Here is a 21,094-nt window from a genome sequence, read left to right on the forward strand (position 1 = left end):
TACAAATTGGGCATGCTGGTGCGCGTGACTGCATCATCTGGCCCCACCACCTTGCTCCTTGACGTCGACGGCACTCTCATCGACTCCTACCCCGGCATCCGCGAAGGATTCGTGCGCGGGCTCGACGCGGTGGGCCACCCGCTGCCCGACGAGAGCTTTATCAAGCGCATCCCCGGCCCACCGATGCGGGAGTCGATGGCGGCGGCCGGTCTCGACGAAGCCGACATCGACCGCGCGCTAAGCGTGTATTCGGAATTCATGTCGATCGAGGGCTGGCAGGTCTTCACCGTGTTTGACGGCGTGGTCGAGGCAATCCGGGAGTGGAAGGAACAAGGGTTGCAGGTGGTCACGGCGACGTCGAAAAGCGAAAAGTTCGCTCGGCTGGCGCTGGAAGAAGCTGGAATTCTGCCGATGATCGACTTCCTGGGGGCCGCGGACTACGACGTAGACCGCACCACGAAGATCGAGGTGATCCGGCACGTGCTGGACTCGGTGAACCCGCACAACCCGCTGATGGTGGGCGACCGCAAGCACGACTTTGCGGGCGCGGCGGAGTTCAACCTCCCGTCCGTAGCCGTGACGTGGGGCTATGGTGATGCAGACGAATGGGCGCAGGCGACGCACATCGCGCGCGACACCGAGGAGCTGAAGGAGATTGTGAGGAACCATGTCGGACGCTGAGCAAAGCGGCAACCAGGGCGAGAACACAGCGCAGCTGCACATCGACTTTGTGTGCACGGGCAACATCTGCCGCTCGCCGATGGCGGAGGTCATCGTTCGCCAGAAGCTTGAGGACGTCGACTTGGGCGACGCCGTGCGCGTCACCTCCAGCGGCATCGGCGACTGGCACGTCGGCCACGCAGCAGACAAGCGCGCTCTGGTTGAGCTGGCCGAGCACGGTTACGACGGCTCCGAGCACCGCGCGCAGCAGTTCGGCGCGGAACAGCAGAACGCGGACTTGATAATCGCGCTGGACACGAACCACGTCTCTGAGCTGGTCGCACGCGGCGTGCCGGAGGAGAAAGTGCGCCTGCTGCGTTCCTTCGACCCGGATGCGGACGGCGAGGGCGTGGCCGATCCCTACTACGGCGGCCCGGAAGGCTTCACCACCACCCGCGAGCAGATCGAGGCCGCAGCTGACGGCATTATTGCTTGGGTGGGCGAGCGACTAAACTAGCGCCTTGTGAGTACCCAGCAAGCCGGAAATAAACCGTGGTGGAAGACCTTTCTCACCCCGGGCTGGGTCATCGCCGCGATTTTGATCGTGGCGTTTTCCTACTTCGCGTTCACGTTCCTCGCGCCCTGGCAGCTGGGCAAGAACGAGCGCTTGGAGCATCGCAACGAGCAGATCGTCGAGGCCTTTGAGCAAGACCCCGTGCCGCTTGCCCAGGTGCTCGGCGCAGACGGCTCCTTCGACCCCGAACAGGAGTGGACGCGCGTCACGGCCACGGGCCGCTTCACCTCCGACGAAGTCCTGCTGCGCCTGCGCCCCGTCGACCGCACGCCCGCATTCCAGGTGCTTGCGCCGTTCGAGCTTGAAACCGGCCAAACCATCCTGGTCAACCGCGGCTGGGTCCCCGCCGAGGACTCCACGCGCGTGCCCGCATTCGACGCCCCGCCTACCGGCGACGTCACCATCACCGGCATGATGCGCGTCGACGAAGGCACTCACCCCACCGCGCCGAACCACGACCAGGGCTACCAGATGGTCTACTCCATCAGCCCAGGCCAGGTGGGCGAACTCATCGGCACCGACCTCGCCAGCCCCTACATCCAGCTGCTCTCGGACTCCCCCGGCGTCCTCACCGCCGTCCCGCTTCCGCAGCTCGAAACCGGCAACCACCTCTCCTACGGCCTGCAATGGATACTCTTCGGCATCCTCGCTCCCGCCGGCCTCATCTACTTCATCGTCGCTGAAACGCGCGAGCGTCGCCGCTTCCGTCAGGAGCAAGAGGAGCTTTTGCTTGACGACGCCACCGTCAACGGCGCCGAACCTAATCCCGATTCCGGTTCTGTGGAAGAACAGGAGGGCGTCGATAAGCAAACTGCTCCTGCTGCTGGTGCCACTGCTGCTCCGGCCCCCGCACGGGCGCGCTACGGCGAAGCCCGGCGCAACCCGTGGGCTTCGGCCTACGATAGGCAGCGCGACCGCACCCGCTAGCTGTAGTTGAGTTAGACGACGGCCCGCTCTAGAATCGGCTATGGACGCACTCCGGTGCTCCAATTCCGAGGCTCGTGCTAACCGCACGAGCTTTCGTGTGTCAGGGGGACAATGTACTTAGGCTATTTCGACGAGTTCGGGCACAACGGGGCATTCATCTCTCGGCATCATCCCAAGTACAACACCCACCCAGTATTTGGGATAGGTGGGTTCATCATTCCCGCCGACAATGTTCGTCAGCTGTCGGGGGTTTTCGCCACGTTAAAGAGGCGGGGCTCAAAGAAGGGATCCATGCGAAAGTTATTGCCAAGGGAAAGCCGGTTGAGCATTGGGAGAAGAAGGGCGCCTCACTACTCACGACTAACAATGTCCGCAAATACCGCGAAGTCCGGGGCATGGTGAACCGACTGCTGAACACCTTGGATCGTCTCGATGCGAAGATGGTGTTTTACGGGCAAGAGAAACCCCGCGGCCCTAATGATGAGACTGCGGAGAACGAAACCTCACGGTACGACCACGCGATGAAACAGCTCATCCAGCGCGTCAACCGTTCTCTTCCCGACGGTGAAAACTACCTATTGCTCATGGATAAGCAGGGCCCTAAAGAGCGGATGGAGATTTTCGCCTCTAGTGCCGCCTTTATGTTCTCCCATCGCGAAGCCGACCGGTTGCTTGAGCCGCCTCTCGAAGTGGAGAGTCACTTGTACCAAACCGTGCAATGCGCAGACTGGCTATGCGCACTTGTAGGCCGCATAGCTGGTTACAAATACGATCCGGGGTTCAATGAGCATTCTTGGGCCGTGACATACTTCGGCGAGCGACTCGCGAAAATAGTCTCTGAGCAGAGCAAGATACGCGCCGCCGACAATGGAAAAGACATGTACGGCAATCATCTTGGGAGTCACACTCAGTGTTTCTCATATACGGAGATCCGACGTCATCTGGAGCGTCGGTAGCCCCGGCGCGGGCGCGCTACGGCGAAGCCCGGCGCAACCCGTGGGCTTCGGCTTACGATAGGCAGCGCGACCGCACCCGCTAGCTGTATCCGACGAAGGGGACGCCATGCACCCAGGTTCTGTGCCGACCGATGCTGACATCGCGCTTGTGGAGTCCAGCCTTGAAACGTTCGCGCGCGTGGGCATCACGCTTAACGACGACATCGAGGCTGAGGATGTCGAAGATGCCGTGGCCGACGACTTGGCCACTTTCCGCTCGTACCCGCTGACCACTGTCGCGGGGTTGCACGACCCGGATGGTGCGCCGTTTCTGAACGGTGCCGTGGTCTCATCCGTCGAGGTGGAGGCCGGTGTTATTTCCGCTGAGGACATCGTGGCAATCGTCGAACGCTTCGCAGGCGCAGCAGGTTCCGAAGCCACCGACGTCGCGGTCATGCCCGACCCGGAGACCGACGGGGCGACCGGATCCGTGCGGGTGCGCTTCGGCGAATGGGATGTCACCGACATCAACTACGACTTCCTGCCGACTGACGGCGACGGCGCCGACGCTAACGGCACTGACGCTGGCACCGCGAGCCGGACGTTCGAGCTCGACGTCATCGCAGCGGCACTGCCCGTCGACGCTGCGGCTGCCACCTTCCCCACCCCGGACGGCCGCGACGTGACGCTGTTCATCCCCGCTGGCGCTGGCTCGGATGTCGCCGAAGCGCTGTTCGCGGCGATCGAGGCCGAGTTCGAGATTCAATAGACACTTGAATATCATCCGAATAAAGATAGACATTCGGAGGTATTCGTGAAGCGACTAACTGCAGCTGCGGCGACCGTGGTGTTTTCCGGTGCTGGTTTGTTGGGATGCGGAAGCCAAGACGAGCAGCCCAGTTCCCCTCCTGCGGCTTCCAGCTCATCATCGGAGACAACACCTGCTGTTTTCACACACCAGGAAGTAGGAATCGGTGAAACGTTTGACGTTGGGGAAATGGGAGACCAAGTCAACCTGACCATCACGGAGTTGACGGTCGGAGGAGATTGCCGATACGGACCCAATGAGTACGGTCTGCAACCCGAGGCGGAAGAAGAATATCTGCAGATTTGGGCAGAGGTGGAACCGGTTCAGCTAATCCACAACACCTGGACCATGCTCAACGATCCGAAGTTCGTCGACAAGGATGGCTTCACACAATCGCTCAAGATGGACTCCGAATGTCGACCTCCCAGTGATGGCTTCGAGAGCTGGTCTCAAACCGTCGATCAAGGTGAGAAGATACGGGTTTACGGTGTTTTCCACATTCCGAACGAAGCCACGGAGCTGAAGTTTGAGTCGTACCGGTTGCCGCTGAACGAGGCCACACCCAACACAGCTTCCATTCGTCCGCCTGAAGCCACGGTGGAGGCCGACCTGGTTGAATCAGCTCCATACGTCGCGGAATGCCTTGAAGGCACTCCCGGCCCCGCACTCTGGTCTGATGGAGAGGTCCGTTACTCGGAGGATTGCTTCCAGAAACTTGGAGGCCCTGCCTACCTCGAACAGGAGGGCCAATCAGGGCTTAAACCTGGCGGCGCAGCGGTCAATGGGTATGGCTACGACGAGTACGGGTACCCGAACAGAACAAGTGGCGAGATTCAGGCCGAGTGGGGCTGCCAACAGGGTTACATCACCGACCCGGCGATCTGCTCCCATTTCGAATAACCGAGCCTTTGTAGAGTTGGCAGCCATGGGGACTTACCGCAACCTGCCGCCGGAGCGCTTCGCGAACCTGGCGGGCCGGGTCCTCAGCGGCGAGGATTTCTCGGACTACGACCTGTTGGAGGCCGACTTTTCCGGCAGCATTTGCCGAGGCTGTGACTTCACCGGGGCGATGTTGGCTTGGTCGAATCTCCGCGGCGCAGACTTTACCGGCGCGAACTTCACCAACGCGATTCTCTGCGAGGCGGAAATGTACGGCGCGATTCTCACCGACGCCGTGTTCACGGGAGCTGGCCTCGGACCGGTCTATGCGGACCCGGCACAATTCGCGGATGCTCGCGGCGTTGACATGGAGAGCGCCGACATCCTGTAGTGCGCTTTAACCGCGCCCTACTCCTCGTAGTTGAAGCTGTGGAAGATGATTTCGTCGCCCCTGGCCGTCGAAAAGCCTTGGTATCCTTCCCTATCCTCTTGCTGCGAGGTCCAGATGTTGATGTGCACCTGCTGTGCATTGTCGCGCGGGATGCGGGACGTGCTCTCCGTGTCTGAAAGTACCTGCCCATCGGCGGTAGAGGTGACGACTCGTAGGTAGCCGTCGCGCCACTCCGCGCGGGTGGTCAGTGTCTGATGGCCGGCGGGGATCTCAAATGCTGACGGGATGATGCCGGTGCCGGGGCGGGCGACCTCGAGGTCATCGGGGTAATACGTGACGCTCGCGTGTGGGAGTTCCAGGTGCGGGGCGTTCCAGCGCGAGATCTCGATGAAGTCGATCTCCGAGTAGCCACCGCCGTGGTTGAACTCGATCCAGTCGTAGGTGAACACGCCCAGGACGTTGCTGGGGTGCATGGCGTTGAAGTCCGCGCTGTAGATGAAGGTGTAGACGCCGTATCCGAGGGACGGCACGGTGAGGATCTCCACACCGCCGTCGATACCCTCGCTGCGCAATGCGAGATCACCGTTGTCTCGCACCTCGACTCCGTTCACCCACTGGCGCTCGCCGGTCTTGGGGTGTTCCGCCTGCGGCTCGCCCCGTGGGCCATGGATCGACCACTCGTATCCGGACCACTCGAAGGTGATCTGGCCCCAGTCGTCCGAGAAGCGCTTGCCGTAGTGCTCAACGTATGTGGGTCCGTTCGGGTCGTTGCCGTCTGCGTTCACCGTTGCTATTTCTCCTGTTTGCCGATGCTAAAGCCCCTCTCCGATCATACGAAGAGGGACTTTGAGCTGGTGCGCCATGACGGGCTCGAACCGCCGACCTACTGGGTGTAAACCAGTTGCTCTTCCAGCTGAGCTAACGGCGCGCGTGCGGAAAATCTTAACAGACGAGCTGTCGCACGCCCAAACCCGCGTGTTTAGGACTTGCCTGCCTTCGGCGCGGTAAGCAGTGAACCCTGCCAGTCACCGAAGCGGTCGGCCTTGGTCTGCACGAGGCCGGCGAGCTGGGCAGATTCGGAGATCTCGCCTGGGTTCACACCGCCGGGCTGGCCCGCACCGGGCGTCATCAGCCACACGCGCCCGCCCTCTTCAAGGTTGCGGATCGCATCCACCAACGAGTCGACGAGGTCGCCATCCTCATCACGGTGCCAGAGCAGGATGGTGTCGCACAGCTCCACGGAGTCTTCGTCGAGAAGCGATGCCCCAATGGCATCCTCGATGGCCTCAGAGATGGCCGTGTCTGCGTCGTCGTCCCAGCCGATCTCTTGCACTACGTCGCCATTCACGACGCCGAAACGGGCGGCGTAATCTCCACCGGATCCCAAGGTGGTAGTCCTCCTTCAAGGGCCTTTTGCTTAACGACGGTTCACTTTACCTGTGATACCGCCCCCGTGTGCTCCCCCAAGGTATGACTTTTCTTATAGACGGCGCACGTGAGCTAGCAAACGCTCTAGACTCGAGTGCAAAACTGATCACCAAACTTTGGAGGATTTCACGTGGCTGATCCCACCGACAAGGCCAATCTGGAAAGCACCGACGTGTACGGCAACGCTCCAGATACCAACATCCCGATGCTGCGCGACGGTGTCGCCTCCTACCTGCACGACGCTGACCCCGAAGAGACCAAGGAGTGGATGGACTCCCTCGACGGTCTGCTTGACTCCTCCGATCCGGAGCGCGCTCGCTACCTGATGCTGCGCCTGATCGAGCGCGCGAACGCGAAGCGCGTCCCCCTGCCGGCGTTGTCTTCCACCGATTTTGTCAACACCATTCCGACGAAGCTCGAGCCGGAGTTCCCGGGCGATGAGAAGATTGAGAAGCGCTACCGCCGCTGGATCCGTTGGAATGCGGCCGTGATGGTGCACCGCGCACAGCGGCCGGGCGTAAAGGTGGGCGGCCACATCTCCACCTACGCTTCCGCCGCAGCCCTCTACGAGGTAGGCTTCAACCACTTCTTCCACGGCAAGGACGCTGAGCAAGGCGGCGACCACATCTTCTTCCAGGGTCACGCATCGCCGGGCATGTACGCCCGCGCCTTCCTTGAAGGTCGCCTGAGCGAGGACGACCTCGACGGCTTCCGCCAGGAAGTGTCCCGCCCGCAGGGTGGCCTGCCGTCCTACCCGCACCCGCACGGCATGCCGGAGTTCTGGGAGTTCCCGACCGTGTCCATGGGCCTTGGCCCGATGAACGCGATCTACCAGGCCCGCTTTAACAAGTACCTGCAGAACCGCGGCATCAAGGACACCGACAAGCAGCACGTGTGGGCCTTCCTCGGCGACGGCGAGATGGACGAGCCGGAATCCCGCGGCCTGCTGCAGATGGCTGCACTCTACGGCTTGGACAACCTCACCTTCGTGATCAACTGCAACCTGCAGCGTCTCGACGGCCCGGTGCGCGGCAACGGCCAGATCATCCAGGAGCTGGAGACCTTCTTCATCGGTGCTGGCTGGAACGTGATCAAGGTGGTCTGGGGCCGCGAGTGGGACGAGCTGCTGGAGAAGGATAAGGACGGCGCGCTGGTGCACATCATGAACACCACGCCGGACGGTGACTACCAGACTTTCAAGGCTAACGACGGCGCGTACGTCCGCGAGCACTTCTTCGGCCGCGACGAGCGCACGCGGAAGCTTGTTGAGGACATGAGCGACGAGGAGATCTGGGCACTGCGCCGCGGTGGCCACGACTACCGCAAGGTCTACGCTGCCTATAAGCGCGCGCTGGAGACCAAGGGCAAGCCGACGGTCATTCTCGCCCACACGGTGAAGGGTTACGGCCTGGGCCACAGTTTCGAGGGCCGCAACGCTACCCACCAGATGAAGAACCTCACGCTGGAGGATCTGAAGCTCTTCCGCGACAAGCAGGAAATCCCGATCTCCGACGAGGAGCTGGAGAAGGATCCGTACCTGCCTCCCTACTACCACCCGGGCGAGGACGCAGACGAGATCAAGTACCTCAAGGAGCGCCGCAAGGAGCTCGGCGGCTACCTGCCGGAGCGCCGCACTTCCTACACTCCGCTTGAACAGCCGGACTTTGAGAAGACCTACAAAGCGCTGTTCAAGGACTCGGGCAAGGCTCAGGTGGCTACCACCATGGCGCTTGTTCGTACCTTCAAGGCGCTCATGCGCGATAAGGAGATTGGCAAGCGCGTTGTGCCGATCATCCCGGATGAGGCCCGCACCTTCGGCTTGGACTCCTGGTTCCCGACGCTGAAGATCTACAACCCGAACGGCCAGAACTACGTGCCGGTGGACCACGATCTGCAGCTGTCCTACCGCGAGGCCAACGACGGCCAGATCCTCCACGAGGGCATCAACGAGGACGGCTCCTCCGCATCCTTCATCGCGGCGGCGACCTCGTACGCCACCCACGGCGAGCCGATGATCCCGATGTACATCTTCTACTCGATGTTCGGTTTCCAGCGCACCGGCGACAACTTCTGGGCCGCCGGCGACCAGATGGGCCGTGGCTTCATCATCGGCGCTACCGCCGGCCGCACCACCCTCTTCGGTGAAGGCCTGCAGCACATGGACGGCCACTCCCCGATCCTCGCATCGACGAACCCGGCTGTGGTCACCTACGACCCGGCGTTCGCCTACGAGATGCCGTACCTCATCTCCAAGGGCATCGACCGCATGTACGGCCCGGACGGCGGCGAGAACGTCATGTACTACCTCACCGTGTACAACCAGCCGACCCACCAGCCGGCGCGCCCGGAGAATCTCGACGTCGAGGGCCTGCACAAGGGCATTTACCTTTACGACGAGGGCGATACTTCCAAGGACAACCGCGTCTCGCTGCTCGCATCCGGTGTCGGTATGCAGGCGGCGCTGCGCGCGCAGCAGATCCTGCAGGATGACTACAACGTCGGCGCTGCGATTTACTCCGTGACCTCGTGGGTGGAGTGCGCCCGCGGCGGTGCGCACCTGCGCGATGAGCAGCTGTTGCACCCAGGCGAGGACGTTGGCGAGCCGTTTGTAACCAAGCAGCTCAAGCAGACCGAGGGTCCATACATCGCGACCTCCGACTTCGCCTCTGACTTGCAGGAGCAGATCCGTCCGTACGTCCCGGGCCAGTACATCACCCTGGGTGCTGATGGCTTCGGCTTCTCCGACACTCGCGAGTCCGCCCGCCGCTTCTTCAACATCGACGCTGAGTCCATGGTGGTCGCAGCCCTGATGGGTCTGGCCAACGAGGACAAGATCGATATGGAGATCGCCGCGAAGGCCGCAAAGGATCTCAAGCTCGACGACCCGACCGCTGCCGTGCCGGATCAGGCGGGTGAGCAAGAGGGCCCGGAGAACGCAACCGAGTAGGTCTCACCCTGGTCGCGCTAGTTCCCACGGTCGCGCCCCCACATCCCCGAGCGCCTGGAGCTGGCCCCAATTGGCCGGCTCCAGGCGCTCACGCTTTTTGGAGCACACATGCAAGATTCTGACTTTGCCGCAGCAGTCGCCGCCGCCCAGGAAGGCCGCGACGATGATCTCATCGCCTTGTTCAGACGCTTTCCGGCGTTGGATTGGCTCAGCGACGGGTACGACTGGAAATCTGACCACGCGCATGAGTTCAGCGAGGTCATCCAGCGCCTGTGCGTCATTCTGCCAACGGAGAGTACGTCGTGGGAGGACTTCTCCATCCTCACGGAGAATTACATCGGCCCCATTGTCTGGATTCCGGACTCGATCGACCTCGCGGCACAAGCCGCGGTCACTTACTGGAACCGGAAACCGGGCAATGATCCGCAGCCGCTTCGCGACTACTTAGACCTGCTGCGCGACCACCCCGACGGCGAACGCATCGACGAGATCGCCGCGACCGCCACAAACCTCAACTGACCGCAGCGTACGGCCCGCTAAAACACGTCCTAATCCACCACCGTAACCACGACATCAACTTCCCGCCCCGACACAAACCCGGACAATGGCGACAAACCCGGATAACTAGATACCCTTATGTAGCCAGTGCTGTACGTAAGGGTCTGTAGATATCCGGGTTTGGTTCGCCAGCGGCAGGAGGCGGCGCCACGTGGCGGGTGGCGGGGTGGCGGGGTGGCGGGTGGCGGGGCGCCGGGCGCGCACTCCACGCCCCTACGAGGTGTGATGCACTTCCGCCAGCTCGTAGACCGGGGTGTCCATGCCTTCGTAGCGCGCCTTGAGCTGCAGTGCCATGTAGCGCGAGTAGTGGCGCGACTGGTGCAGGTTGCCGCCGTGGAACCACAGGTTGTCCACCTGCGTCGGCTTCCACATGTTGCGCAGCTCGCCTTCCCACGGACCGGGGTCTTTGGTGGTGTCGGAACCCATGCCCCACACTTTGCCCACCGTGTCCGCGGCGTCTTTGGAGATGAGCTTTTCTACCCAGCCATTCATCGAGCCGTAGCCGGTGGCGAGGACGATGACGTCGGCGGGGATCTCGGTGCCGTCGGCAAGCAAAACTGAATGCTCCTTGACTTCCGCGATGGTGGTGCCGGAGTAGACGGGCACGCTACCGTCGATGACCAGCTCGGAGGCGCCGACGTTGATGTAGTAGCCGGAGCCGCGGCGGAGGTATTTCATGAACATGCCGGAGTCGTCGTCGCCGAAGTCGATGAGAAAGCCGGCGTTTTCCAGCGCGTCGTAGAACGCTTTGTCCTCCTCGCGGATGATGTCGAAGACTTTCTTCTGCTCGGCGGGCAGGAGTTTGTACGGCCACGAGGCGAACAGCAGGTCGGCGGTGTCGGTGTCGATGCCCGCCTCTAACGCGTCCTCGGAGTACAGCGCGCCGAGGGCGTGGTTCAGCACCGCATCGGACTGCACGATGAGCGTCGAGGAGCGCTGCACCATCACCGGCCGCGCGCCGTTGTGGAACAGGTCCGCGGCGATGTCGTGCGCGGAGTTGTTCGCCCCGAGGATGACCACGTCCTTGCCGGCGTCGCCTGCGCCACCCGGGTGCTCGGAGGAGTGGCGGATCTCGCCGGCGAACTTCTCCTGCCCCGGCAGCTGCGGCCGGTTCGGCACGCCCGACATGCCGGTGGCGAACACGAGCTGCACCGGATGGAGCTGCATCTGCGTGCCGTCGCGGGTGAGCGTCACGTTCCAGCGCTGCTCAGCCTCGTCGAACTCGGCATGCTGGACCTCGGTGTTGGACCAGTAGTCCAGGTCCATGATCCCCACGTAGTGCTCCAGCCAATCACCCATCTGGTCCTTCGGTGTGAACACGGGCCAGTCGTCCGGAAACGGCAGGTAGGGCATGTGGTCGTACCACACCGGGTCGTGCAGGCACAGGGAGTGGTAGCGGCCCCTCCACTGGTCACCGGGTCGCGCATGCTTATCGACGATCAACGTCGGCACCCCCTGACGCTTCAGCCGAGCCCCCAACCCAATTCCACCTTGGCCGCCACCAATGACCAGCACGTACGGTTGCTCGACAATGCCGAGGGTCGCGCGGCGCTTTGCGCGGCGGTCCGCCCAGTTCTCCGGGTCCTGTTCCGGGCCGTGCTGCGCTCCGCGGATGCGGTTGCGACCGCGCTTTTCCGGGAAGTCCTTGAGCTCGCGGGCGGACGTGAGGAGGGTCCACGCCTTGCCGTCGCGAAGCCTAGCGATCGCCCTGCAGTGAAAATTCGCGGTGTCGCACTTGAAATGGATTCGGGTGACGCCGCCGCCTTCGTCCACTTCATCGGTGAGCTCGGTGTTGGTGATCACGCAGTTGGGGTGGGTCTCGCGAATCATCTTCGCGATCTCCTCGTGCCCCTCAGCAGTGTGCAGGTTCCAGGTGAAGCCGAGCAGGTCACGCCAAAAGCCGTTCTCTTCGAAGAGTTCCGTGACCTGGGTAGCTGCGGTGTCCGTGTCTTGGGCGCCGATAGCGCTTTCGAGGTTCTGCAGCCACACTTGGGCGGCGGTGGATGTGCTGGTCATCGTGCTCCCTTCAAATCTGTACGTGATGTACCGCACACTATAGCTTCTGATGTGTTTTAGGGAACACGGTTCGCTTCAATCAGCGGCGAACGGGCGTGGAACCACGATGCCCTACACTCGGACCACAATGGCAGACTGGGTGTTGTGACCGAACAAGCCGACCTCTCCCAAAAGACGCAGCCACGCCGCAAGATCAACTGGCTAGCGGTCGGCGCGATCATCTCATTTGCCTGCGTTTTCGGGTTTGCCAGATTCACGGTGCCCGGGACGGTGGCCGCGTTCGTGCTGACTATTGTCTTAACGTTCTCGAGCGTCTTCCTTCGCGGCCGCGAGATGATTTCCGTGTTTATCGCGACGGTGTTATCGATGCTGCTGGTCATCATCGCCGTTTTCGTCGGCCTGGTGCGATTCGGTGCCTACCAGCACGGTGGCCTCATAAGCGCGCTGGGCGTCGGATAAGCGGAGAATAAAACCCCGGGGGCTACCTTCTAGCTGCCCCGGGGCCACTGCCTAACCGCTGCGGCGGCGCATTTTCGCGCGGCGCATGTCAATCGCCAGCGCGACGCCAATTACCGCAGCGTGCTGGCGCTCGTCGAGACCCGGCTGCATGCGCACCCGGTAATTCGTTTTGCCCATCACCGCACGCCCAACACCGGAGAATTCAGCATCCACCGACGCAATCGGGCGGCCTTGGGATGTCAGCGTGTAGTTGAGCTGGAATACCTTGCCTTCAACTTGCACTTCAGGAAATCCGGCGACCTCCACATTGAACTTCGACCCGATCCACGCAAACCGCTGAGTCAGCCGCGCCAGTTCCATCGGCGGGTTGACCAGGTGCACGACGTAGGTGTCGCGGAAGAAATTGATCGGGTCCTCAATACTGAGCACGTGCGTACCCGCCGCGTCGAACACCTCCACCCCGCGCGACGCCTTGACAATGTCGCTCATTTTCAGCGTCTGTCGGGCCGTGCCCAGCAACTCGCCTGTGGGGGTCTCAATCGCGAACTCGTCGCGCCCGACAACCTTGGTTTGTTTTACTACGATTTCTTGCTCTTTCAGCATGCCCCTGAGCGTAGTTGCCCTTTCGACTCCTCTGGCTTGCGAAAGGTTCCAGGAGGGCCCGCTAGCGGACCCCGAGCGCGATCACGCGCTCAATCGCAGCCGTCACCGCGCCCGGAGCGTCCAACGGTGGCATGTGCCCGGAGTCCGGGAGCACCTGCACAAACGCACGCGGCCACAGCTCCCAAAGCCGTGCGGATTGGGAGACCGGGGTGACGTGGTCACGGTCGCCAACCAGGATGTAACCGGGTAGGTCCGCTAGCACATCCCCCACTTCAAGCTCCGAGTGGTCCAGCAGATCGTCGAAAAACCCAGCGTAGGTAGCCAACGGCGTCTGCTGGATCATGTCGGCATGGAAGCGGATCACCTCGTAGGGCATCGGGCGGAAGTAGAACGCGAGTGCCAACACCGGCGCCAGAGACCGCGTCACCGCGCGGCGCAGCCCCTCAGCAAAGTGCGGCGTGCGCGCCACCACCCACTCCAGTACCTGCCCGATCGGCCCAGCCAAAATCTGCGGCATGCCCTGCACGGCAAAGGGCTCGACGGCAGACGAAATCTGTACCGACCCCACCCACTCAAACTCTTCCACGTACCTGCGCATCAGCGACAGCGACACCGGCCCACCCAGCGAGTGCCCCACCACCACAACGGGTCCGCGCACGCCGCGCTCGCGCAGCACGGTAGCCACGTCGTCGGCCGCACTATCAATGGTGAGCAGTTCGGGCGAGCAATAGCCGGTGTTGCCGTGGCCGCGGACGTCGATAAGCAATTGCCTGATGCTTTTGCCGCGCAGTGCCTCGACCTGGAACACGAACTCCGGGGCGGCGATGTTGAAGCCGTGCACGTAGACCACGGTGACGTTCGCTGACTCGGGCCCGACCTCGTACCAGTGCACGCGCACGCCGCCGGAGTCGACGGTGCCGGTGCGATCGGGGCGCAGTTCCAACATGCCGGCGAGTCTATTATGAGGGCATGGAGCTAAGCGAACGCCTGGGGTTGGACAAGATCGAACTCGTGCAGGAAGACACGGGTTCAAGGTTGCTTTCGCTTATCGACGATCACTTCAACGCCAACCTCTCCCCCGAAACGCTACTTACCGATTCGGCGCTGTCATCGCTGGATCGGATCGAGCTGGCGATCCGGATCGAGGAGGAGTTCGGAGTGCGCATCGATGAGCGCGTGTACGACAAATGTGCAACCGTAAGTGAGCTGGCGGAATATCTCGAGGAAAACTCGGAGGAAGCATGATTTCATATCTGACCGACATGGACGGGGTGCTGCACCGCGAAGGCAGCGTCATCCCGGGCGCGGAGGAATTCATCGGCACATTGCGCGATGAGGGCATCGAATTCATGGTGCTGACGAACAACTCGATGCAGACCCCGCGCGACCTCTCCGCGAAGCTGGTGCGCATGGGTCTGCACATTGAGCCGGAGCGGATTTGGACGTCCGCGACCGCGACCGCGCGACTGCTTTCACAGCAGGCTGGAGCGGCGTCGGCGTACGTGATTGGCGAAGCCGGTCTGACCACCGCGCTGCACGAGGTCGGGTGGATCCTCACCGACGCCGATCCGGATTTCGTGGTGCTTGGCGAGACCCGCACCTACTCATTCGAGGCGCTGACCACGGCTTGCAACCTGATTCTTCGAGGCTCCCGATTCATCGCGACGAACCCGGATATGACGGGCCCGGGACCGAACGGCGTGATCCCGGCGACCGGTTCTGTAGCGGCGATGATCACCGCGGTTACTGGCATGCAGCCGTACTACGTGGGCAAGCCGAACCCGGTGATGATGCGCACCGCGTTGAACCAGATTGGCGCTCACTCCGAGTACACCGTGATGATCGGCGATCGAATGGACACCGATGTCAAGGCCGGTCTGGAAGCCGGTATGCGCACGGTGCTGGTGCGCACCGGCATTGCCGACGACGCCGAGATCGCCCGCTACCCCTACCGCCCCACCCTGGTCCTGGACTCGGTGGCGGAGCTGATCGATCGCGTGCGCGATCCGTTTGGTGATGGCAGCTACAACGACGACGAAGACGACACCGGAGACGGCGCCCCCGCCGAAATGCGGAGTGAGAGCTAGCGCTGGAACGATCGGACCTGGTCGGCGATCTTCGCGAGACGCTCGGAACCGAAGAAGTTACCGATCAGATTAATGAGACCGGCGATGATGTTGAGCGCGACTGCAATCACCGGGTTGCTCGGTTTGGTGGTCGGCTCAGTGCTTGTCGACGGTTCAGCGCTGGTCGAAGGCTGCGCAGACGACGTTTCGGTGGCGGTCTCCGTGGCGGACCCCTGAGCAGGTGCCTTGATGGTGAACTTGGCCATCATGCCGCGGTGATCGGAGATCCACGGTGCGCTCGTCGGCACGATGAAGGTGTCAGCCGTGCCATCAACCACTGCCTTGGACTTCGAGATCGATTCCTCCGGACCGACAATTGCTGCCTGGTTCAGGGCCAGGCGCTCGTTCGGCGCGAAGAAGATGTAGTCGATGCGGTCGCGCTCGTCAGCACCTTTTGCCCAGGCCGCTTCCTCGGCGGACTTGTGGCCTTGCTTCGTCGGCCAGGTGATGCCCGGGTGGGTCAGTGGGTCCGGGTAGATGGTCCGGTAGGAATCCACGTAGCCGGCGTCGAGAAGCGTTTGCGTCGTCTCCCACTCGCGCGCGACACCGTTGCGCTCGAAGGTGTCCTTGGTTTCCTCGGTCCAGTCGAGTGCGGACGCCTCATTGAAGTCGCCGCCGAAGATGACGAAGCGGCCCTTTGCAGCCTCAGCGTCGGCGTCTGCGATGAGCGCGCGAGCCGAGTCCGGGCGACGAGATTCGAGGTTGATCTGCTTCAGCGTGGCTTCATCCGTGACCGGCGCATCCAGCGGATCCCAGGTGCGGTAGTTGTCCGGCCAGCCGTCGCCGAGCGCCTCGCCCGCGTAACCGCGCGGCCAGTAGTTCGCGTACGCGCGGTACTCAAGGTGGCCGCTATAGACGGTGACCACGTCATCGCCGACCTTGACAGTGGCCTTCGCCCACCGCGGGTTTCCAGCGTGATCCTTGATCACGCCGGTCTCCACGAAGTCATAGCGGGAAATGACGGAGACGCTTCCGCCGGTGACGTGGGCGTTGAAGCCCAGCTCGTCGGCAATCGGCTCAGCAGCGTCGCCGGTCTCCTGGAAGAAGACGATGTCAGCGCCGAGTTCTTCGATGATCGCCGCGGTGTCTGCATAGCCCTTGCCGTCTGGCACGAAGCTCGCACCACCCCAGAGGTTCAGCGAAAGGATGTTGAGTTCGATGTCGGTAGTGGTGTCGGTGGTCGAATTGGAGTTCTCATCCGCAGAAGCGGACGGAGCAATGGACTGTGGAACGAAGATGAGTAGAGCCGCGAACAGCACGGCGGCCACAACAGTCGCGAAAGTCCTGATGCGGATACGGGTACCGGTGAGCATTGATGGTTCCTCCCCCATGAGGTGCCAAGTAGCGTGACGACGCCCAACGTGGCGCCGCACCCGCAGAGTATCAGCCTTTTCTTACCTTCGCCCAAGGTGATTCGTCGATTGCTTATCGACGAACTCCGTGATCAACGCAGAAATCCCGCGGACCTCCATATAAGAGGTATCCGCGGGATTCAACGGATTAGCCCGGAGGCGTCCCCGAACTAGTCCGCCACGAAGTAGCGCTGGACGTTCACGAACTCGTCCATGCCCAGCGGGCCGAGCTCGCGGCCCATGCCGGAGTTCTTCACGCCACCGAACGGCAGCTCGGCGCCGCGCGCCTGCGGAATGTTCACGTGAATCATGCCGGTGTCGATGCGGTTCGCCACCTTCTTGGCGCGCTCCTCATCTTCCGACATCACGGCGCCGCCGAGGCCGTACAACGAGTCGTTGGCCAGCTCAATCGCCTCTTCTTCGGAGGACGCCTTCCACACGGTCACCACCGGGCCGAAGAACTCCTCGTAGAAGGAATCGGAGCCAACCGGGATGCCGGTCATCACGGCCGGGGAGAAGTACGCACCCTCGGCATCCAGCTCGCCACCGGTGTGCAGCGTCGCGCCGGCATCGACAGCCAGCTTGACCTGCTGAGCCAACTTCTCAGCCGCATCGCGCGACGAAAGCGGGAAGTACTCGTTTTCGCCTGCTTCTCCGGGATTGAGTGGGTCGCCCTTGACGTAGCCGTCGGCAAGCGAAATAAGCTCCTGCACGAACTCATCGTGAATGTCTTCCATGACGATGATGCGCTTGTTGGAAGTGCAAGCCTGGCCGGTGTTGCTGATGCGCTTCTTCCACGCGGTTTGCGCGGCTTCCTTGACGTCGGAGGCGTCGAGGACCACGTACGCGTCGGTGCCGCCGAGCTCCAGCACGCACTTCTTCAGCGCCTGGCCGGCCTGCGAAGCGATCTGGCGACCGGCACGCTCGGAACCGGTAAGCGAGACGCCCTGGACGCGGGAGTCCTCGATCAGCGTCGCGATCTGGTCGTGCGAGGCGTAAAGGTTGGTAAACGCACCCTTCGGGAAGCCGGCCTCCTCGAGGATGTCCTGGATCTGCTGCGAGGAGCGCGGGCAGATCTCAGCGTGCTTGACCATCACGGTGTTGCCGGCCATCAGCGCCGGCGCCGCGAAGCGCGCGACCTGGTAATACGGGAAGTTCCACGGCATGATGCCCACGATCACGCCGAGCGGCACCTTGCGCAGAATGGCGGTACCGTTCTGATTGTTCGGGATCTCCTGATCGGCGCCGAACTCCGCGCCGTGGTCGGCGTAGTAGTTGAAAATCTCGACGACGTCGTCGACCTCGCCGTCGCCTTCCTTGATGGACTTGCCCATCTCCTCAGCGATGATGCGGGTCAGCGCGTCGCGGCGCTCGTCGAAAATCTGCGCGGCCTTGCGCAGCTTCTCCGCACGGTCGTCGTAGCTAAGCTCGCGCCACTCTTTGAACGCGTCGTGCGCGGAGGCGAGGACGGATTCAAGGTCGTCGCCCGAGATGAAATCGAACGTCTCAATAACAGTGTTTGTCTTCGGGTTTTGTACTCGATAGGGATTAGACATGGGCGCCAGCGTACGCTCGGCGCTCAATCTGTGCCATGAACCCTTCCTCCTCTGCGAGCGCCTGCAGCTCAGCCTCGAAATCGGCGAGCGCATCGCGCGGCGCATTCAGGTTCTCGCGGCAGGAGTAGGAGCCATTCGCCTGGCGACGCCACCGCGTGAACCACACCTCACCCGCCTCGTTCGACTCAGGCAGCAGGAGCAAAAGCTTTTCGACGGCCCTCCGAACCCGCTTATCCATCCCCTCAATGATCAAGGTGGTGCGCTCTGTCGCGGGCGCTGCGGTTGCGGGCTGCGCGAGCGCGGACTGTCCGAGCGCGAAGAAGTCGTAATATTCCTGCGGCGCGGTTTGGTGTGCGGCCTGGCGTCCGGTTGCAGAGGTGTATTCACGTGCGGCAACGAGCGTGGTGGTCATGGCTGGGGACCCTTCCGTGTTTGTTCGCGGTCATCCCGCGTTTTCGGCGGCGCACAGTGCCGGTGGCGAAGCGGTGACTACTTCCGCTTCCCCATCGACACAGTGCGAGACGAGAGGTTCGTCTTCCCCAACGGCCTCTAAAGTATCGCTGGACACCTTCGATCTCTGTTGATCTCTCCGGCATCTCTGGTCGTCGAGCCGATCATGCGTCACACGAGCCACCCCGGCAACCCTCAACCCGAGCTTGATCCCCCTATTCGCTCTAGTTAAAGTAGAGCTTTAGACATCTTGGTTTTAGAGGGCTGGACCCCGTTAACCGGATGTTTCATTGTCTTCCGTTTGAGGTCTCGACCTCCATCCCGAAATGAGGATCACTCCCCATGTCCAGCGTTTACCAAGGCCCCGGCCAAAACTCCCAGTTTCCTCAGGGTCCGAACTACCCAGTTGATCCGATGGCTGCAGGACCCGCTCCCGCCCCCGTCGCGAAAGAGAAGAACACCATCGGCCTCGTAGCACTAGTTTGTGCGGTCATCGGGTTCATTTTCGCCTGCGTCCCCGGAGCGCTGATCATCGGGTGGATCCTGCTTCCGATTGCATTCATCCTTTCCCTCGTTGGGCTCTTCGCGCGCGGCAAGAAGAAAGGCATGGCTCTCGCAGCACTGATCCTTTCGATCGTAGGCACCCTGGTTGGATTCATTGTGTTCTTCACCGTTATCGGTAACGCGGTCGACGAGTCGTTCAACGCCGAGCCGACTATCGCACCCGCTGACCCGGCAAACCAACTCTCAGATCAACCCGCTTCGGACGCAGACAAGAACAACGATGCAGCTGGCGGCGCTGGCGATTCTCGCGAGAACCCACTTCCACTAGGTACTGCAATTTCGGGCAGCGACTGGACCGCGACCGTTAACGGTGTCGACCTCGATGCCACCGAAGCCGTTATAGCAGCGAACCCGTTCAACGATGCGCCTGGCGAGGGTCAGAAGTACATTTTGGCGGACGTGACGTTGACTTACACGGGCGACGATCCACAGGGCTCCACCCCTTGGGCTTCAATCGACTATGTCACTGTCGACGGCACTACGGTAAGCCGCGGCGACAACCTTGCCGTAGCTCCGAATTCGTTAGACACCCTTACCACCCTCTACGGTGGCGGCAGCGTCAGCGGCAACATCGCGCTCCTGGTGCCGGCTGATACTGCGGACCAGGGTGTCCTGGCTGTGGAGCCCGACATGTTCACGAAGAAGAAGTTCGTCGCTGTTAAGTAGCACGACTTCGGATTTGGCCTGCGGTACTTACCCGCAGGCTTTTTCTCTTTCTGCTCACGTATGGGTCACCGGATAACCATTGACTGATTCGGCTTTGTAGAGGGGTCGGCACATTGCCCGATTTCGACCTGGGGTTTTGCAGCTCGATTTACGGACTCTTCTACAACGGTTGTAGACGGGTCGGTGCATAACCAGGCAACCTTGCAGTCCGAGGTTTGGGCGAGGTGCCGCTAAATTTGGGCGGACTGTTACTGGGGAGGCTCGCGAAGCTGTGAGCTAGAGCAGGCGAACGGCGACTACGCCCGCGAAGATGAGCACGAGGCCGAGTAAACGCGCTCCGTCGATACGCGTCTTCGTGGCACCGAACGCGCCGACGGACTCCATCAGCTGGCCACCCGCAATGTTGCCGGCGTTGAACGCGATCACCGTGGTAGCGGTACCGAGGATCGGAGCCAGCGTCGCGCCGGCGATCACAAACATCGCGCCGACGAAGCCGCCGAGCCACATCCACCAGGGTCCCGCAGTGGGTTGCGTGACAAGCTGCCGCGGGCTCGACACCAACACCGTAATTAAAAGCAGCACCGCGCCGACGGCAAGGTTGATCTCGGACGCGTGCAACGACGAGCCTGCGATCGTCCCCATGTACCCGTTCACCGCGGTCTGCATCGCGGAACCCATGCCAACCCCAACGCCAATCAAGCGGTAGAGCCACACCTCTGGCCCAGACACCGGCGACGACGTCATCGCAGGCGAACGACCGACGCGCATCACCAGAGCGATGCCGATCAAAACCACCGCTGCACCGCACAGACGCAGCAAACTCACGTCGACCTGCTTCGCGCGGAAGAGACCGAACTGGTCGATGGCCAGGCCCATCACCACCTGCCCCAGAATCGGCAGGACAACGGTCTGCACCGGACCGAGCTTGGGAAACAGCAGGATGTTGCCAATCACAAAAGCCACACCGAACAGACCACCGAGCCAACCCCACCACGGCGGTGAGTCACTGAACTGTGGAAGCGGGTTGCCTTGCAAAACCAGCGTCGCCAAGCAAGCGATCGTCAGCGCGATAGAAAAAGAGATCAGCGCAGAAACGATCGGGCGGTTGCCAACCGACAGGCGCAGGCGCGCGTTGGCTGCGGTCTGCACGGGCACAATCGCGCCGACGAACACCGCAATGGGCAGGTAAAGCATG

General features: G+C 62.1%; 23 protein-coding genes and 1 tRNA gene. 14 read left to right on the forward strand and 10 right to left on the reverse strand.

What is annotated here, in order from left to right; translation table 11 throughout:
- The first annotated feature begins 24 nt into the window (after window positions 1-24).
- The 8 genes from CGLAUT_RS08700 (at window position 25) to CGLAUT_RS08730 (ending at window position 5,174) form a co-directional block, all read left to right on the forward strand.
- Window positions 25-681, forward strand: a complete 657-nt coding sequence (locus CGLAUT_RS08700; protein WP_232507092.1) for an HAD hydrolase-like protein — start codon at window positions 25-27, stop codon at window positions 679-681.
- Window positions 668-1,177, forward strand: coding sequence for a low molecular weight protein-tyrosine-phosphatase (locus CGLAUT_RS08705; protein WP_095660376.1), 510 nt, complete (start codon window positions 668-670; stop codon window positions 1,175-1,177). The genes CGLAUT_RS08700 and CGLAUT_RS08705 overlap by 14 nt, the downstream gene beginning before the upstream one ends.
- A gap of 6 nt (window positions 1,178-1,183) precedes the next feature.
- A complete protein-coding gene (locus CGLAUT_RS08710; RefSeq protein ID WP_095660377.1) occupies window positions 1,184-2,161 on the forward strand; it encodes an SURF1 family cytochrome oxidase biogenesis protein in 978 nt (325 codons plus the stop codon).
- Between the two features lie 111 nt (window positions 2,162-2,272).
- Window positions 2,273-2,563 (forward strand): DUF3800 domain-containing protein, encoded by a 291-nt coding sequence (locus CGLAUT_RS12235; RefSeq protein ID WP_415877156.1) that lies wholly within the window; start codon window positions 2,273-2,275, stop codon window positions 2,561-2,563.
- Window positions 2,464-3,117 (forward strand): DUF3800 domain-containing protein, encoded by a 654-nt coding sequence (locus tag CGLAUT_RS08715; RefSeq protein WP_494337326.1) that lies wholly within the window; start codon window positions 2,464-2,466, stop codon window positions 3,115-3,117. The genes CGLAUT_RS12235 and CGLAUT_RS08715 overlap by 100 nt, the downstream gene beginning before the upstream one ends.
- A 106-nt stretch (window positions 3,118-3,223) precedes the next feature.
- A complete protein-coding gene (locus CGLAUT_RS08720) occupies window positions 3,224-3,865 on the forward strand; it encodes a hypothetical protein (RefSeq protein ID WP_095660378.1) in 642 nt (213 codons plus the stop codon).
- A gap of 45 nt (window positions 3,866-3,910) precedes the next feature.
- Window positions 3,911-4,804: a hypothetical protein gene (locus tag CGLAUT_RS08725; RefSeq protein ID WP_198304893.1), complete on the forward strand. Its 894-nt coding sequence runs from the start codon at window positions 3,911-3,913 to the stop codon at window positions 4,802-4,804.
- Between the two features lie 25 nt (window positions 4,805-4,829).
- On the forward strand, window positions 4,830-5,174 hold the full coding sequence (locus CGLAUT_RS08730) for a pentapeptide repeat-containing protein (RefSeq protein ID WP_198304894.1): 345 nt from the start codon (window positions 4,830-4,832) through the stop codon (window positions 5,172-5,174).
- A 17-nt stretch (window positions 5,175-5,191) separates the two neighbouring features.
- Here CGLAUT_RS08730 and CGLAUT_RS08735 read toward each other — a convergent pair whose 3' ends face one another.
- The 3 genes from CGLAUT_RS08735 to CGLAUT_RS08745 form a co-directional block, all read right to left on the reverse strand.
- The gene (locus tag CGLAUT_RS08735; protein ID WP_095660380.1) at window positions 5,192-5,959 is read right to left on the reverse strand and encodes a hypothetical protein; all 768 of its coding nucleotides are present in this window, start codon (window positions 5,957-5,959) and stop codon (window positions 5,192-5,194) included.
- Window positions 5,960-6,026: 67 nt separating this feature from the next.
- A tRNA-Val gene (locus tag CGLAUT_RS08740) sits at window positions 6,027-6,102 on the reverse strand.
- Between the two features lie 51 nt (window positions 6,103-6,153).
- On the reverse strand, window positions 6,154-6,561 hold the full coding sequence (locus CGLAUT_RS08745) for a DUF3052 domain-containing protein (RefSeq protein ID WP_095660381.1): 408 nt from the start codon (window positions 6,559-6,561) through the stop codon (window positions 6,154-6,156).
- A gap of 246 nt (window positions 6,562-6,807) precedes the next feature.
- On the opposite strand from CGLAUT_RS08745, the gene aceE reads away from it, so the two are divergent.
- Both aceE and CGLAUT_RS08755 read left to right on the forward strand, forming a co-directional pair.
- Window positions 6,808-9,549, forward strand: a complete 2,742-nt coding sequence (aceE, locus tag CGLAUT_RS08750; protein WP_095661148.1) for a pyruvate dehydrogenase (acetyl-transferring), homodimeric type — start codon at window positions 6,808-6,810, stop codon at window positions 9,547-9,549.
- Between the two features lie 108 nt (window positions 9,550-9,657).
- Window positions 9,658-10,068, forward strand: coding sequence for a hypothetical protein (locus CGLAUT_RS08755; protein ID WP_095660382.1), 411 nt, complete (start codon window positions 9,658-9,660; stop codon window positions 10,066-10,068).
- 252 nt (window positions 10,069-10,320) lie between these two features.
- On the opposite strand, the gene CGLAUT_RS08760 is transcribed toward CGLAUT_RS08755, so the two are convergent.
- A complete protein-coding gene (locus tag CGLAUT_RS08760) occupies window positions 10,321-12,123 on the reverse strand; it encodes a flavin-containing monooxygenase (protein WP_290184660.1) in 1,803 nt (600 codons plus the stop codon).
- Window positions 12,124-12,267: 144 nt separating this feature from the next.
- Between CGLAUT_RS08760 and CGLAUT_RS08765 the strand changes: the two genes are divergently transcribed.
- Window positions 12,268-12,582: a hypothetical protein gene (locus CGLAUT_RS08765; RefSeq protein ID WP_290184662.1), complete on the forward strand. Its 315-nt coding sequence runs from the start codon at window positions 12,268-12,270 to the stop codon at window positions 12,580-12,582.
- 51 nt (window positions 12,583-12,633) lie between these two features.
- Here CGLAUT_RS08765 and CGLAUT_RS08770 read toward each other — a convergent pair whose 3' ends face one another.
- Together CGLAUT_RS08770 and CGLAUT_RS08775 are read right to left on the reverse strand one after the other, a co-directional pair.
- Window positions 12,634-13,185: an LURP-one-related family protein gene (locus CGLAUT_RS08770; RefSeq protein ID WP_290184663.1), complete on the reverse strand. Its 552-nt coding sequence runs from the start codon at window positions 13,183-13,185 to the stop codon at window positions 12,634-12,636.
- 61 nt (window positions 13,186-13,246) lie between these two features.
- Entirely contained in the window at window positions 13,247-14,131 is an 885-nt protein-coding gene (locus CGLAUT_RS08775; RefSeq protein ID WP_290184665.1) for an alpha/beta fold hydrolase, read from the reverse strand.
- A gap of 23 nt (window positions 14,132-14,154) precedes the next feature.
- Here CGLAUT_RS08775 and CGLAUT_RS08780 point away from each other — a divergent pair, with 23 nt between their 5' ends.
- Together CGLAUT_RS08780 and CGLAUT_RS08785 are read left to right on the forward strand one after the other, a co-directional pair.
- Window positions 14,155-14,430, forward strand: a complete 276-nt coding sequence (locus CGLAUT_RS08780; RefSeq protein ID WP_290184666.1) for an acyl carrier protein — start codon at window positions 14,155-14,157, stop codon at window positions 14,428-14,430.
- Window positions 14,427-15,272, forward strand: coding sequence for an HAD-IIA family hydrolase (locus tag CGLAUT_RS08785; RefSeq protein ID WP_290184668.1), 846 nt, complete (start codon window positions 14,427-14,429; stop codon window positions 15,270-15,272). The genes CGLAUT_RS08780 and CGLAUT_RS08785 overlap by 4 nt, the downstream gene beginning before the upstream one ends.
- On the opposite strand, the gene CGLAUT_RS08790 is transcribed toward CGLAUT_RS08785, so the two are convergent.
- From CGLAUT_RS08790 to CGLAUT_RS08800, 3 genes are all read right to left on the reverse strand, one after another.
- On the reverse strand, window positions 15,269-16,624 hold the full coding sequence (locus CGLAUT_RS08790; RefSeq protein ID WP_290184670.1) for an endonuclease/exonuclease/phosphatase family protein: 1,356 nt from the start codon (window positions 16,622-16,624) through the stop codon (window positions 15,269-15,271). The two genes, CGLAUT_RS08785 and CGLAUT_RS08790, sit on opposite strands and share 4 nt — an antisense overlap.
- A 209-nt stretch (window positions 16,625-16,833) precedes the next feature.
- A complete protein-coding gene (locus CGLAUT_RS08795; RefSeq protein ID WP_290184672.1) occupies window positions 16,834-18,219 on the reverse strand; it encodes an NAD-dependent succinate-semialdehyde dehydrogenase in 1,386 nt (461 codons plus the stop codon).
- Window positions 18,212-18,631: a hypothetical protein gene (locus CGLAUT_RS08800; RefSeq protein ID WP_290184674.1), complete on the reverse strand. Its 420-nt coding sequence runs from the start codon at window positions 18,629-18,631 to the stop codon at window positions 18,212-18,214. The genes CGLAUT_RS08795 and CGLAUT_RS08800 overlap by 8 nt, the downstream gene beginning before the upstream one ends.
- 380 nt (window positions 18,632-19,011) lie before the next feature.
- Here CGLAUT_RS08800 and CGLAUT_RS08805 point away from each other — a divergent pair, with 380 nt between their 5' ends.
- Window positions 19,012-19,899, forward strand: a complete 888-nt coding sequence (locus tag CGLAUT_RS08805; RefSeq protein WP_290184675.1) for a CD20-like domain-containing protein — start codon at window positions 19,012-19,014, stop codon at window positions 19,897-19,899.
- A gap of 276 nt (window positions 19,900-20,175) precedes the next feature.
- Here CGLAUT_RS08805 and CGLAUT_RS08810 read toward each other — a convergent pair whose 3' ends face one another.
- A complete protein-coding gene (locus CGLAUT_RS08810; RefSeq protein ID WP_095660397.1) occupies window positions 20,176-21,093 on the reverse strand; it encodes a DMT family transporter in 918 nt (305 codons plus the stop codon).
- Between the last annotated feature and the right edge of the window lies 1 nt (window position 21,094).

The organism is Corynebacterium glaucum (genome assembly GCF_030408855.1).
GTDB classification, from domain to species: Bacteria; Actinomycetota; Actinomycetes; order Mycobacteriales; family Mycobacteriaceae; genus Corynebacterium; species Corynebacterium glaucum.

Coding starts and splice junctions, on each gene's coding strand:
- CGLAUT_RS08770 (WP_290184663.1), bottom strand. CDS start 13,185: ATGCTGAAAGAGCAAGAAATCGTAGTAAAACAAACCAAGGTTGTCGGG.
- CGLAUT_RS08705 (WP_095660376.1), top strand. CDS start 668: ATGTCGGACGCTGAGCAAAGCGGCAACCAGGGCGAGAACACAGCGCAG.
- CGLAUT_RS08805 (WP_290184675.1), top strand. CDS start 19,012: ATGTCCAGCGTTTACCAAGGCCCCGGCCAAAACTCCCAGTTTCCTCAG.
- CGLAUT_RS08775 (WP_290184665.1), bottom strand. CDS start 14,131: ATGTTGGAACTGCGCCCCGATCGCACCGGCACCGTCGACTCCGGCGGC.
- aceE (WP_095661148.1), top strand. CDS start 6,808: ATGCTGCGCGACGGTGTCGCCTCCTACCTGCACGACGCTGACCCCGAA.
- CGLAUT_RS08720 (WP_095660378.1), top strand. CDS start 3,224: ATGCACCCAGGTTCTGTGCCGACCGATGCTGACATCGCGCTTGTGGAG.
- CGLAUT_RS08790 (WP_290184670.1), bottom strand. CDS start 16,624: ATGCTCACCGGTACCCGTATCCGCATCAGGACTTTCGCGACTGTTGTG.
- CGLAUT_RS08780 (WP_290184666.1), top strand. CDS start 14,155: ATGGAGCTAAGCGAACGCCTGGGGTTGGACAAGATCGAACTCGTGCAG.
- CGLAUT_RS12235 (WP_415877156.1), top strand. CDS start 2,273: ATGTACTTAGGCTATTTCGACGAGTTCGGGCACAACGGGGCATTCATC.
- CGLAUT_RS08730 (WP_198304894.1), top strand. CDS start 4,830: ATGGGGACTTACCGCAACCTGCCGCCGGAGCGCTTCGCGAACCTGGCG.
- CGLAUT_RS08760 (WP_290184660.1), bottom strand. CDS start 12,123: ATGACCAGCACATCCACCGCCGCCCAAGTGTGGCTGCAGAACCTCGAA.
- CGLAUT_RS08795 (WP_290184672.1), bottom strand. CDS start 18,219: ATGTCTAATCCCTATCGAGTACAAAACCCGAAGACAAACACTGTTATT.
- CGLAUT_RS08785 (WP_290184668.1), top strand. CDS start 14,427: ATGATTTCATATCTGACCGACATGGACGGGGTGCTGCACCGCGAAGGC.
- CGLAUT_RS08810 (WP_095660397.1), bottom strand. CDS start 21,093: ATGCTTTACCTGCCCATTGCGGTGTTCGTCGGCGCGATTGTGCCCGTG.
- CGLAUT_RS08755 (WP_095660382.1), top strand. CDS start 9,658: ATGCAAGATTCTGACTTTGCCGCAGCAGTCGCCGCCGCCCAGGAAGGC.
- CGLAUT_RS08800 (WP_290184674.1), bottom strand. CDS start 18,631: ATGACCACCACGCTCGTTGCCGCACGTGAATACACCTCTGCAACCGGA.